Below are 12339 nucleotides of genomic sequence, written 5' to 3'. Positions count from 1 at the left end.
CCTCAGGCCCCGCGCGCCCAGGCGTAGTCCAGTGCGTCCTTGCCGGCGATCTCGGGTGTGATGCCCATGTAACCCAGCGCCCCGTTGAGGTCTGGTGGCTGGATCTGGCCCGTGACGAACCTGTCTGCCAGCGCTTCGTGACCGAGGTACTTCTCCGGCTCCTGCTCGAAGATCCACTGACACGGGTCCGAGCAGAAGCGATAGGTGCGCCCACCGCGTCGGACCAGGCGCAGCGGGGCCGCCTCGTCGCTCCACACGGTCATCGGCAGGTGACACAGGTTGCAGGTCACCGGCAGCGTCGACGGCAGGGTGAGGTCCTCGCGGCCGGCCCGCGCGTTGGCAGTGATCACGTCCCACTTGCGGCCCCAGTTGCGCTCCCACGTCGGGTACTTCGACGCGAGCCACTCGCGCTCCTCGGGGGACACGCCGGCGGCCGGGTCCCACCAGAGCGTCGGGCGGTAGGTCCAGGAGCCGAGGTGCATCGAGTGGTGGAAGTTGTCGACCTCGTCGATCAGCTGGTCCCAGTACCACGGCAGCTGCATGCCCGCGTCCAGCATGTACTTGCTGAACTGGTCGAGGATCATGTCCTCCATGAACTCCTTGAAGGAGTGCCGGCGGTGCTCGATCGGCATGTAGTAGTCCATGCCCATGCCGGTGAGCAGCGCGAACACCTTCCAGGTGCGCCACACCGACTTGTCGACGATGTACTGCGCGTGGTCCGGGTCGTGTTTGCGCAGCACCTCGATGACCGCCGCGCCCTGCTGCGAGTGGCGGGCCTCGTCGGTCTGGATCGACTGCAGCAGCGAGGAGAACTCGACGTCGCCGGCCTTGAGCGCGTCCGACGCCATGCCGAGGAACTGCAGGTTGGTGAACGCGGTCTCGAAGACGAAGGTCTCCGCGATGGCCGCGTCGACCGCCGTGCCGGCAAGGAAGAGGTCACTGAACAGCGAGCGGGCGGCGATCGCGCCCCACTCGTTGGTGTGGAACATCTTGTGCGCCCAGTCGAACTGCTCGTCCTGCCTGACGTACGAGTGCGGGAAGAACAGCTGGAGCTGTCCGTGGCGGATCTCGTCGAGCATCCCGAGAGTCGCCACGGTGCGCCACGCCGCGGACGGCGCGAATCGGGCGAGCTTGGCCTCCGACAATCCGGCGAAGTACTCCGCCAGGGCCACGACGCCGTAGTGCTCCTTGACGATCGCACGCCACCGGGGGTCGGCACCCTCGATGTAGCGCGAGCGGCCGACCGCGGTCTTGACGCCGTAGAGCCCCTCGTCCTTCTGCCGTTGGATGTCGACGTACTCGCGGTAGGACACCTTGTACGGCTCGTCCCACTCCTCCCAGACCTCGGCGGGCAGGGCGGAGGCGTCGGTCGCGAACTCGGGGAAGAGGTCCTCCCTACTCACGTATTCGGGCGTCCAGTCCAACTTGCGACCGAGGTCGAACCATTCCTCGCGTTTCAGTTGAGGCATTATCGGGTCCTTTCCGAGACCAGATTTCGTGACCGGCGGGGACAGCATCGCGCCGTCGACGTCCGGAAGGGAAAGACCGGAACGGTCCCACTCGGACCCGTCTGGTCACTATCCCTCTGACCTGCGTGAACGACCGCGCCGGCAGGGTGGCGACGCATCAGCGCCTTGCCCCCGCTGGGGCCCGGTCCCACGATGGAGACCATGTCCGAACATGTCGCCGCCCCATTTCCTGCCGAGCGCGACCCGCTGGCTGTCGCACTTTCCTCGCTGCCCCCGGATATCGCCGGTGCAATCGACTCCCTGCCGCCGCTCGCGGTCGTCCACCGAATGCCCGGACATGCCGTCGACACGCTGGCCGCGCACTGGTCCGCAGGCACCCCGGACAGCGAGGTGCACCCGCTGCTCGCGCGGCTGGGCCCCGCGGCGCGGCGGCTGCGCGAGTTGCAGGTCGCCGAGCGGGTCGCGACCACCTGCCCGGCGTGCGCCTTCGACGGTCTCGAGGCCCCGCCCTACCTCGCCTTCGAGGGCGTTCCGGTGCCGCAGGAGGGCACCACTCCACCGGCTCCCCCGTACGCGGTCCACTTCGGGGATCCGTCGGGGCAGCGCTGCCCGTGTTGCGGCTACGGGTTCGGGATCGACGACGACCCGGCCGACGGCTCGGAGCCGATCACCTTCGAGTCGTGGGCGCGGCGTTGGCAGGAGCGAGGTCGCCCCGGGTACGGCGCATCGACACGGCCGGCGGGATGAGCTGTGCGCGGTGACCCCACACGGGTTCGGCGACAGGGGCGACGGGAGCCCGCCGGGCCACGGGCTCGGCCACCGGCGAGACAGGCGGGCCGCCGGCGCGCTGCGGCTCGAAGTCGCGGGACACGGCGTCGACGACGGCCAGGACGGGTCGGCGCGTCTCGCTGCGCCGCCAGATCATTGCGATCTCGGCGGTGACGGCGTTCGCGAGCGGACGGACCGACACCCCGGCGGCAGCGCCGTCCCGGACCGACAACGGCAGCACCGCGCAGCCGACGCCGGCCGCGACGAGCCCGAGCACGGAGCTCGTGTCCCGCGCCGCGTGCACGATGCGGGGCTCGAAGCCCTGCTCCGCGCACATCAGGTTCAGCAGACCGCGGGTCGCGGACCCCGACGAGGTGGGGAAACCGACCAGCCCGATGTCTGCCAGGTCGGTCAGCGGGACCTCCGGTACGTCGGTCAGCCGGTGCCCGTCGGGCGCGACGAGGGCGAGCGGCTCTGCCAGCAGGGTGTACGCGTGCAGATCGGCCGGCAACGGGGTGAGTGGGCGGACGACGAAGCCGAGGTCGATGTCGCCGCGCACGACGGCCTCGACCTGGCGAGGCGTCAGCATGTCGGTGCGCAGGTCGGCGGCCAGTTCGCCGGTCACGCTCCGGACGATCCGCAGCACCGGACCCAGCGCGGCGTTGGCGGCGCACGCCGTGAAGCCCAACCGCAGGAGCGGCCGGGCAGCGCCGTCCAGCCCACGCACGACCTGAACCGTCTCGTCCGCACGCGCGAGGAGGCTCCGTCCGCGCTCGAGGAGCTCCGCGCCCGCCGGGGTGAGGCTGACGCTACGGGTCGTCCGATGGAGCAGCCGCGTCCGCAGCTCGCGTTCGAGGCCCTGGATCTGCCGGCTCAGCGGCGACTGCGCCATGTGCAGGCGCTTGGCGGCTCGCCCGAAGTGCAATTCCTCGGCCACGGCGACGAAGTACCTCAGCTGGCGCAGTTCCATCGAGGGGGTCCTTTCTGGACGGAGGCGAGGACGATGGTTTGCCCCAGCTCCGGAAATGGGGGACGATCCTGCGGTGCCGTCAGGCGAGGCCCGCGGCGCCGCGGGCGAGGTGCGCGAGTTCAGCACCCGGGACGTCGACCGGGCGCGCGCGCATGTCAGCTCGGCCTACTACCCGCTGACACTGCGCCCCGGGGCCGACAGCGCCCGGTTCGGTCTCCGCATGCGCACCGTGGTGCTCGGCCCGCTCGTCCTCGGCGAGCTGACCTACGACTCGGACGTGACCAAGGACTGCGGAGAGCCCAGCACCGCCTACCACGTCAACGTCCCGACCTGCGGTGAGGTCCGCACCCACTGCGGTGAGCAGCACGTCGTCGCCACACCGCGTACCGCGGCCGTGTTCAACCCGACCGGCCGCACCCTGCTCGACCGCTGGGCGGGCGGCACGACGCAGCTGTGCCTGAAGATCGACCGTGGGGTGGTCGACCAGGAACTGGCCGACCGGTTGGAGCGCCCGCTCCGCGCCCCCGCCTCCTTCGAGCTGGCGATGGACCTCGAGTCTCCGAGCAGCCGCGCCTGGCTGTACGCCGTGCGGCTGCTCGCCAGCGAACTCGACGCTCCCGGCGGGTTGGCGGCCCAGCCACTGTTCGCCCAAGAGGTTCAGCGGCTCATCGTCGGCGGGCTGATCTGGGGACAACGCCACTCGTACTCCGAGGCGATTCGAGAGGAGGCCACCGCGCTCCGGCCCCGCACCGTGAAGATCGCCATGGAGCTGATGGAGCAGCAGCCCGAGCATCCCTGGACGGTCGGCGAGCTCGCCGACGCCGCCGGGGTCGGCGTCCGTGCCCTGGAGGACGGGTTCCGCCGGTACGTCGGCGAGTCCCCGACGACCCACCTGCGTGGGATCCGTCTGGAGCAGGCTCGCAAGGAACTGTTCGCCGCCCCACCGGGGACGACGGTGAGCGAGGTCGCCTACCGGTGGGGTTTCACGCACCTCGGCCGCTTCGCCGGCGCCTACGCGCGGCGCTTCGGAGAGCCGCCGTCCGCGACCCTGCGCTACGGCAGTCCCTGACCGCCTCGGCGTCGTCGTCATGTCTGGAGATCACCTCAGCACCACTGCGCGCTCGGCCGGACTGGCTGATGCGAGGCCTCGACACTTAGGACCGTGACGTCGGCCACCTGATCCGCTTTACGCAGCACCTGTCCACGGATCGCATCGGGTTCCACCTCGGCACGAGCCAGTTGGAAATCACGAGGAGCCGCCGCGCAGACCGGGCCGCCGCCGTGCCCAGGCCCTGCTACCGGGTCGCCGGCTGACCGGCGCACTGGTCCGACGGGTCGGGTGCCGCAGCGGCTGCACGAGCCGCCCGGCACCCGGATGACCAGGTTATTCTGCCGCCGTGGAGCTGCGACGAATCCAGTACTTCGTCGCCGTTGCGGAGGAGGCGCACTTCGGGCGCGCCGCGGAGCGGCTGCAGATGGCGCAGCCCCCGCTGTCCCAGCAGATCAAGGCTCTCGAGGCCGAGATGGGCGTGACGCTGTTCCGCCGCACCACCCGCAAGGTGGAGATCACGCCGGCCGGGCAGCGGTTCCTCCACCGGGCCCGGGAGATCCTCGCCGCGGTCGACGATGCGGTGACCGAGGCCGAGCAGGTCGCCCGCGGCCTGCTCGGCCGGATCGCCATCGGGTTCACCGGGTCGGCGACCTACGACCTGCTCCCGTCGTTGGTCAGGGTCCTGCGAGCGGACCTGCCGGGCATCGAGCTGGACGTCTACGGGGAGATGCTCACGCCGCGTCAGGTGCTCGCGCTGGAGGACGGCACGTTGGACCTCGCACTGCTGCGTCCTCCCGTCCGCAGCACCGCGATCGACGTGCGCATCCTGCGCCGCGAGCCGCTGATCGCCGTCCTGCCCGCCCAGCACCCGTTGGCGGACAAGGGGTCCGTCCGCCTCGCGGACCTGGTCGACGACACGTTCATCACCTACCCGTCGCACAACCGTTCCGTCGTGTACGAGGCGGTGATCGACGCCTGCCAGCACGCCGGGTTCGTCCCGGCCGCGATGCACGAGGTCGCCGAGACCTCGACGCTGGTCTCGTTCGTCGCGGCCGGGCTCGGCGTCGCACTCGTCCCGGCCTCGGTGCGGCACCTGCAGATCACCGGGGCGTGCTACCTGCCGCTCGCCGGCACCACCCGGGAGGTGGAGCTGGCCCTCGCGACGCGCGTGCACGAGCCGTCCCCGCTCGTGGCGCGCGTCCGAGCCCGTGCGGAGGCCTTCATCGGCGGTGGCCGGAGGGTGAAGACCCCGCGTCATTGAGATGGTTCAGGTCTCAGTGAGGACGATTTCTGTATTTCCCACGACCCAGTCCGTCCACGAGACTCGGGCGACGGTCCGGTCGTCGAGGACCGACACCGTCTCGGAGGATCACCGACATGCCTGTCTCCCATCCCCCCGCTCTGCTCGAGGACGAGTCGACATGACGCCGTTCATGCACAACGTCCAGGCGCTTCTCGACGGCGAACCGGCTCCGGCCACCGGCACCGAGCAGAGCCTGCCCACCCCGATGCCGGTCGCGACCGACACCCAGGTCATCGTCCGCTCCCTCGCCGAGCAGCTCGTGTCGGAGGCGAATGCGGTGCTGCGGGCCCGCGGCGACGTCATCAGCCTCGACGACGTGGTGGGCCCCGGCGAGCTCGCGTTCACGCTGGGATACCGGGATCGTGCCGCCCGCGTGCAGACGGTCATGTCCGGCCGCTCGGCCCTGGTCAGCCTCGTGGTGACGGGCCGGCAGGAGGAGCACCCGCGGCGGCTGACCGGTGAGGACGAGCTCCAGTCGCTCCTGCTCAACCTGATCGCACCGGCCTGACACCCGATCGCGGCGGAACAGGCCGTAACCCATCCGAACCGACAGGAGCCACCCGTGCAGTACGAGTTGCGCTACCAGGTCATCGAAGCCAAGCGCCAGAGCTACCAGAACGTCATCGACCGCTTCGGCGACCAGCCGGCGACCCGCTACCAGGAGGCGACGCTCGACGTCGAGCCTCGCGAGAACTTCCACTACCGCCCGACCTGGGCGCAGGACCGCGAGCTGTACGACCCGCGGTACTCGGCGCTTCGGCTGACCGACCCGTACTCCTACGCCGATCCGCGTGGCTTCTACTACACCCCGTACGTCACCAACCGGGCCGCCCTGCACGACGAGTTCGGCAAGACGCTGACCTACCTCGAGGACCGCGAGCTACTGGTGACGCTGCCGGAGGCGTGGCGCAGCGTCCTGGGATCGGTGGTGATCCCGTTGCGCCACTACGAGTCCGGCTGCCAGCTCGTCTCCGTGACCGGCGCCCGCTTCGCCCACGGCACCTCGCTCGCGCAGTGCTGCACCTTCGCCGCGTTCGACCGCATCGGCAACGCGCAGATGCTCTCCCGGGTCGGCATCGCCGTCGCGGGCGGTGTCGGTGACACGCTCACCACCGCGAAGCAGGAGTGGCTCGACGGTGCGCACCTGCAGCCGCTGCGGCGGCTCGTCGAGGAGATCATGGTCGTCGACGACTGGGCGGAGGGCCTGCTCGCGATCGACCACGTCGACTCCCTGCTCTTCCCCGCCATGTACGCGGGCCTCGACGAGAAGGCGCTCCTCGGCGGGGCCGGCGCGTACAGCCTCGTCGCCCAGTACCTCACGACGTGGTTCGCCGACCAGCGCCGCTGGATCGACGCACTGGTCTCCGCGTGGCGCGGCGACCCCGAGCACGGACCGTCGAACACCGCGCACCTCGACCGCATCGCCGCCACCTGGGGGCCGCGCGCCGAGGAGGCCGTCGGCGCACTGACCGCCGTCGTCGCCGGGCGTCTGGACGGGGTGGCGGCATGACCTCCACGCTGCGCCAGGTCGGCATCGACATCCAGGACGCCGAGGAGAACCGGCCGCTCGTCAACGCGATCAAGGCTGACAACCCCGAACTGACCATCCGCCACCTGCCCGGGCTGCTCAAGCTGCAGGCGGCCGGCCGCATCGTCATCAACCGCGAGACGGTCGAGTCGCAGCTCGGCCGCGAGTGGGACACCGGCGAGTTCCAGCTGGCGATCGTGTCCTACGCCGGCAACTTCTCCGAGTGGGACGACGACCAGATCATCGTGAGTTGGGAGCACTGACATGACCCAGGCGAAGCCCCGCGCGAAGAAGTTGCCGCTCAAGGAGCGCTACGCCCTGCTGACCCGCGACCTCGACTGGGAGCCCAGCTACGTCGAGCGCGAGAAGCTGTTCCCCTACACCTCCTACGAGGGGATCAAGATCCACGACTGGGACGGCTGGCAGGACCCGTTCCGGCTGACCGTCGACGCGTACTACAAGTACCAGGCGGAGAAGGACAAGCGCCTCTACGCGGTCCTGGACAGCTTCGCCCAGAGCCAGGGCCACCTCGGCCTCGCCGACGCCTCGTACCTCAACGCGATCAAGCTGTTCATCCAGGGCGTCACGCCGCTGGAGTACGCGGCGCACCGCCACTTCGCCTATCTCGCCCGCTACCTGGAAGGCCCGGCGCCGCGCTTCGCCGCGCTGTGCCAGAGCGTCGACGAGCTGCGCCACTGCCAGACCCAGATCCACACGATCAGCAACTACAACAAGTACTACGGCGGCTTCCACAGCTGGTCGAAGATGCACGACCGGGTCTGGTACCTGTCCGTGCCGAAGTCCCTGTTCGACGACGCGATGACCGCCGGCCCGTTCGAGTTCCTGATCTCGATCTCGTTCAGCTTCGAGTACCTGCTGACGAACCTGCTCTTCGTGCCCTTCATGAGCGGTGCCAGCTTCAACGGCGACATGCCGACGATGTCGTTCGGGTTCTCGGCGCAGTCGGACGAGAGCCGGCACATGACGCTCGGCCTCGAAGCGATCAAGTTCCTGCTCGAGCAGGACGAGGGCAACGTCCCGATCATCCAGGCCTGGATCGACAAGTGGTTCTGGCGCGCGTACCGGATGTCGGCGCTGGTCGCCGGGATGATGGACTACATGCTCCCGAAGCCGGTCATGAGCTGGAAGGAAGCGTTCGAGCTCTACTTCGAGGACCAGATGCTGGGCGGGCTGTTCCCCGACCTGGAGTACTACGGCATCACCCCGCCGCGGCACGTCGAGGACGCCATCGCGGAGAAGGACCACCTGTCCCACCAGGTGTACAAGATCCTGCACAACTTCAGCTTCGCGGCGGCGTTCACCACCCAGACCCCGAGCGAGGAGCACTCGGCCTGGCTGTCCGAGCAGTACCCGGGCAGCTACGACGAGCTCTACAAGCCGGTGTGGGACAAGCACGCCCGCACCGAGGCCGCGGGTGGCCGCATCTTCTTCCAGGGCCTACCGCAGCTGTGCCAGGTCTGCCAGGTCCCGATGGCCTTTACCGAGCCGGACGACCCGACCGCGATCTCGTTCCGCACCAGCGAGTTCACGGGCGAGACCTTCCACACCTGCTCGAACGGCTGCAAGTGGATCTTCGACCGGGAGCCGGAGAAGTTCGTGCAGGCGTGGCTGCCCGTCCACCAGATCTACCAGGGCAACTGCGGCGGACCGAGCGTGCCGGAGGTGCTCGACTGGTACGGCATCCAGGACGGCGACAACGGCGAGTACAAGGGCTCGCCCGACCAGAGGTCGTGGGCAGAGTGGCACTCCGGCGCACCGAAGCAGGAGAGCTGATCATGGCCGTCAAAGCGCTCTACGACTACGAGTTCCCGTCGGCCGACCGTGCCGAGAACTTCGGCGACGACCAGCTCGTCTACGTGCACTGGGACGGCAACCCGCTGTTCTGCTCCGCCGCGTGCTTCCGCGTGCCGACGGCGATGCCGTTCGGCGAGTTCGTCGCCGGCGTCGTCGCACCGTGGGCCGCGTCCGACCCCGACTTCGACGCCTCCGCCATCACCCGGTGGCGGCTGTTCGACCAGCCGCTGCAGCCCGCCGACGACGCGTCGCTCGCCGACCTCGGCGTCGGGCACAAGGCGCTGCTGCACTTCTCCGTCTGAGGAAACCACCATGGAGACCTACACCGTCACCGTCGAGCCCATCGGCGCCGAGATCGAGTGCCGCGGGGACCAGACCGTCCTCGACGCCTGCCTGCGTGAGGGGGTTTGGCTGCCGCACGCCTGCACGCACGGCACCTGCGGCACCTGCAAGGCGCAGGTCCTCGACGGCGAACTCGATCTCGGCGACGCCTCCCCCTACGCCCTGCTCGACAGCGAGCGGGACGAGGGCGTGGCGTTGCTGTGCGTCGCCACGCCACGCAGCGACGTGACGATCGAGGGCGAGGTCGACGTCGAGGAGGGGGTCGACGTCCACCCGGTGCGCGACTACACGGGCACGGTCGTCGAGCTCGCGGACATCGCCCCCACGGTGCGGCGGCTGCGACTCGAGCTGGACCGGCCGATCCCGTTCAACCCCGGCCAGTACGTGCAGCTCACCACCCCGGCCGGCGAGACCCGGCCGTACTCGCTCGCCGTCGCCCCCGCCGACGCGACGACGATCGAGCTGCACGTCAAACGCTCACCCGAGGGCGCGGCGACGGAGGGCTGGATCTTCAAGGACCTCGCGGTCGGTGACACCGTGCCGGTATCCGGGCCCTACGGCCAGTTCTTCCTGCGGCCCGCCCGCGACGAGCCGATCCTCATGCTGGCGGGCGGCACCGGCCTGGCGCCGATGAAGGCGATGCTCCGGCACATCGAGACCCTCGGCAGCGGGCACGAGGTCGTCCTCTACCACGGGGTGCCCGGTGCAGCCGATCTCTACGAGCACGACTGGCTGCAGGAGTTCGCCGAGACCCACGACTGGTTCACCTACCGGCCGGCGCTGTCCCAGGAGGAGCACGAGGGCCGGACGGGGCGGGTGCCGGCGATGCTCGCGCAGGACTACCCGCGAGCGTCGGGCAACGTCGCCTACATCTGCGGCAGCCCGGCGTTCGTGGGCGACACGATGAAGGCCCTCATGAAGGCGAGGCTCTTCCCCCGCAACATCTACCGCGAGGACTTCTTCGACTCCGCCGACCGCGCAGCGGGCTCGAACGTCGTCCGGAGCCCACTCATCCGACGCTGATCCGCCGGGTCAGGAAGGCACCTCATGAAGATCAGCAAGATCGAGGCGATCCCCTTTGCGATCCCCTACCGCAAGCCGCTGCGGTTCGCGTCGGGGTCGGTCTCGGACGCCGAGCACGTCCTGGTCCGGGTCCACACCGACGACGGTCTCGTCGGGACCGCGGAGGCGCCGCCACGGCCGTTCACCTACGGCGAGACACAGGAGTCGATCGTCGCGATCGTGATGACCGTCTTCGCACCCCAGATCGTCGGCCTGTCCCCCCTCGACCGGGAACAGGTCCGCGTCCGGCTGGACCGGACCGTCGGCAACCCCACCGCCAAGGCCGCCATCGACATGGCGCTGTGGGACGTCGTCGGCCAGGCACTCGGCGTTCCCGTGACGGACCTGCTGGGCGGCTACGGAGACCGGATGCGTGTCGCCCACATGGTCGGGTTCGCCGAGCCGGCGGAGATGGTCGCCGAGGCGGGCCGGATGCAGGAGCGCTACGGCATCACCACGTTCAAGGTCAAGGTCGGGCGCCGCCCCATCGGCCTCGACGTGGCGGCCTGCCGCGCACTGCGCGAGGCGATGCCGGACGCCGAGCTCTACATCGACGGGAACCGCGGCTGGACACCGACCGAGTCCGCACGCGCGCTGCGGGCCCTGGCCGACCTCGACCTGCAGTTCGCCGAGGAGCTGTGCCCCGCCGACGACGTCCTGGGACGTCGCTGGCTCGTCACGCAGAGCCCCGTCCCCATCTTCGCCGACGAGAGCGCCCCGACCGCCGGCGACGTCACCCGCGAGCTGCTCGGTGGGTCCGCCACCGGCATCAGCATCAAGACGGCGCGCACCGGGTTCACCGGCTCGCACCGCATCCTCGCCCAGTGCGAGGGGCTCGGCGTCGAGGTCGTGCTCGGCAACCAGATCGACGGCCAGATCGGGTCGCTCTGCTCACTGGCCTTCGGCGCAGCCTTCGAGGGCACCTCGCGCCGGGCCGGCGAGCTGTCGAACTTCCTCGACATGAGCGACGACCTGCTCACCGAGCCCCTGGAGATCCGCGACGGCACCGTCCGGGTGCGGCAGGCGCCCGGACTCGGCATCGACATCGACGACGACAAGCTCCGCCACTACCGGACCGACGCCCGCTGACCCGGACGAACAACGACGTCTCGACGAAGGGACCAACATGACCACCACCACTCCGTCACCCACCGCCGCCGGATCGGGCGCCAACGCCTCCGAGGCGTTCCGCGCGAGCTCCGAGCGTCGTGGTGCCGCCGCGGCGAGCCAGGAGCGGACCGACCGCGTCGTCCGCCGCGTCCTCGAGGCCATCTACCAGGTCGTGCGCGAGGAGGAGGTGACCTATCCCGAGTTCCAGGCCGCGAAGCGCTGGCTGATGGACGTGGGCGAGGGCGGCGAATGGCCGCTGTTCCTCGACGTCTTCGTCGAGCACGAGATCGAGAAGGTCGCCGCCCGGACCCAGGAGGGCACCGCCGGCACCATCGAGGGCCCGTACTACCTGCCCGCCCAGACCCGGCTGCCCGCGGCCGCGACCCTGCCGATGCGCGAGGACGAGAAGGGCGAGAAGCTCCTGTTCACCGGCCAGGTCCGCGACCTCGACGGCACGCCCCTCGCCGGTGCGGAGGTCGACTTCTGGCAGGCCGACGCCGACGGCTACTACTCCGGCTTCGCGCCCCACCTGCCCGACGGCAACCTACGGGCCGTCGTCGTCACCGATGATCAGGGCCGGTTCGAGATCACCTCGATCAAGCCCGCCCCGTACCAGATCCCGACGGACGGACCGACCGGCGCGCTGATCGCGGCCGCCGGCTGGCACCCATGGCGCCCCGCCCACCTGCACCTGATGGTGCGCGCGGACGGGCACCGCCAGGTCACGACGCAGCTGTACTTCACCGGCGGCGAGTGGCTCGACAACGACGTCGCGACCGCGACCAAGGACGAGCTGATCCTCGACCCCGCACCCACCGCCGACGGCTGGGCCGTCGAGTACGACTTCGTGCTCGAGCGCGCCTGATCCCGCGGGTCCGGCTCCGCGGTCCGGAGCCGGACCCATCGGCACGCGCGGCCGCA

The 12339-nt window shown here is 70.1% G+C and carries 13 protein-coding genes; 11 read left to right on the top strand and 2 right to left on the bottom strand.

Translation table 11 applies throughout. From position 1 onward, the window contains the following. Positions 1-2 precede the first annotated feature (2 nt). Positions 3-1469: a YHS domain-containing protein gene (locus PSU4_RS18765; RefSeq protein ID WP_147110074.1), complete on the bottom strand. Its 1467-nt coding sequence runs from the start codon at positions 1467-1469 to the stop codon at positions 3-5. Positions 1470-1670: 201 nt separating this feature from the next. Here PSU4_RS18765 and PSU4_RS18760 point away from each other — a divergent pair, with 201 nt between their 5' ends. Further along, complete coding sequence (locus tag PSU4_RS18760) at positions 1671-2216, top strand: hypothetical protein (protein ID WP_147110072.1); 546 nt, start codon at positions 1671-1673, stop codon at positions 2214-2216. Here PSU4_RS18760 and PSU4_RS18755 read toward each other — a convergent pair. Beyond that, the gene (locus PSU4_RS18755) at positions 2137-3207 is read right to left on the bottom strand and encodes a LysR substrate-binding domain-containing protein (protein ID WP_147110070.1); all 1071 of its coding nucleotides are present in this window, start codon (positions 3205-3207) and stop codon (positions 2137-2139) included. The genes PSU4_RS18760 and PSU4_RS18755 overlap by 80 nt on opposite strands. Positions 3208-3280: 73 nt before the next feature. Between PSU4_RS18755 and PSU4_RS18750 the strand changes: the two genes are divergently transcribed. The 10 genes from PSU4_RS18750 to catA all read left to right on the top strand — a co-directional run bounded on the left by PSU4_RS18750 (position 3281) and on the right by catA (position 12283). Continuing rightward, positions 3281-4276 (top strand): AraC family transcriptional regulator, encoded by a 996-nt coding sequence (locus tag PSU4_RS18750; protein WP_186817046.1) that lies wholly within the window; start codon positions 3281-3283, stop codon positions 4274-4276. A 328-nt stretch (positions 4277-4604) separates the two neighbouring features. Continuing rightward, positions 4605-5519: a LysR family transcriptional regulator gene (locus tag PSU4_RS18745; RefSeq protein ID WP_147110066.1), complete on the top strand. Its 915-nt coding sequence runs from the start codon at positions 4605-4607 to the stop codon at positions 5517-5519. A 160-nt stretch (positions 5520-5679) separates the two neighbouring features. Continuing rightward, entirely contained in the window at positions 5680-6069 is a 390-nt protein-coding gene (locus PSU4_RS18740; RefSeq protein WP_147110064.1) for a hypothetical protein, read from the top strand. Between the two features lie 54 nt (positions 6070-6123). Continuing rightward, positions 6124-7071: a ferritin family protein gene (locus PSU4_RS18735; RefSeq protein ID WP_147110062.1), complete on the top strand. Its 948-nt coding sequence runs from the start codon at positions 6124-6126 to the stop codon at positions 7069-7071. Continuing rightward, positions 7068-7352, top strand: coding sequence for an MmoB/DmpM family protein (locus PSU4_RS18730; protein ID WP_147110060.1), 285 nt, complete (start codon positions 7068-7070; stop codon positions 7350-7352). Before PSU4_RS18735 ends, PSU4_RS18730 begins: the two co-directional genes overlap by 4 nt. Before the next feature lies 1 nt (position 7353). Further along, positions 7354-8883, top strand: coding sequence for a YHS domain-containing protein (locus PSU4_RS18725; RefSeq protein ID WP_147110058.1), 1530 nt, complete (start codon positions 7354-7356; stop codon positions 8881-8883). A gap of 2 nt (positions 8884-8885) precedes the next feature. Further along, positions 8886-9206 carry a phenol hydroxylase subunit P4 gene (locus tag PSU4_RS18720; protein WP_147110056.1) on the top strand — a complete coding sequence of 107 codons (321 nt, stop codon included), beginning with the start codon at positions 8886-8888 and terminating at the stop codon, positions 9204-9206. 10 nt (positions 9207-9216) lie between these two features. After that, positions 9217-10269 (top strand): NADH:ubiquinone reductase (Na(+)-transporting) subunit F, encoded by a 1053-nt coding sequence (locus PSU4_RS18715; RefSeq protein ID WP_147110054.1) that lies wholly within the window; start codon positions 9217-9219, stop codon positions 10267-10269. Between the two features lie 24 nt (positions 10270-10293). After that, the gene (locus PSU4_RS18710) at positions 10294-11397 is read left to right on the top strand and encodes a mandelate racemase/muconate lactonizing enzyme family protein (protein ID WP_147110052.1); all 1104 of its coding nucleotides are present in this window, start codon (positions 10294-10296) and stop codon (positions 11395-11397) included. 37 nt (positions 11398-11434) lie between these two features. Next, complete coding sequence (gene catA / locus PSU4_RS18705; protein ID WP_147110050.1) at positions 11435-12283, top strand: catechol 1,2-dioxygenase; 849 nt, start codon at positions 11435-11437, stop codon at positions 12281-12283. Positions 12284-12339: the final 56 nt, after the last annotated feature.

Source organism: Pseudonocardia sulfidoxydans NBRC 16205 (genome assembly GCF_007989085.1).
Lineage (GTDB): Bacteria > Actinomycetota > Actinomycetes > Mycobacteriales > Pseudonocardiaceae > Pseudonocardia > Pseudonocardia sulfidoxydans.
The sequence above is the reverse complement of the archived record's forward strand: the minus strand, read 5'-3'. Positions and strand labels throughout refer to the sequence as shown.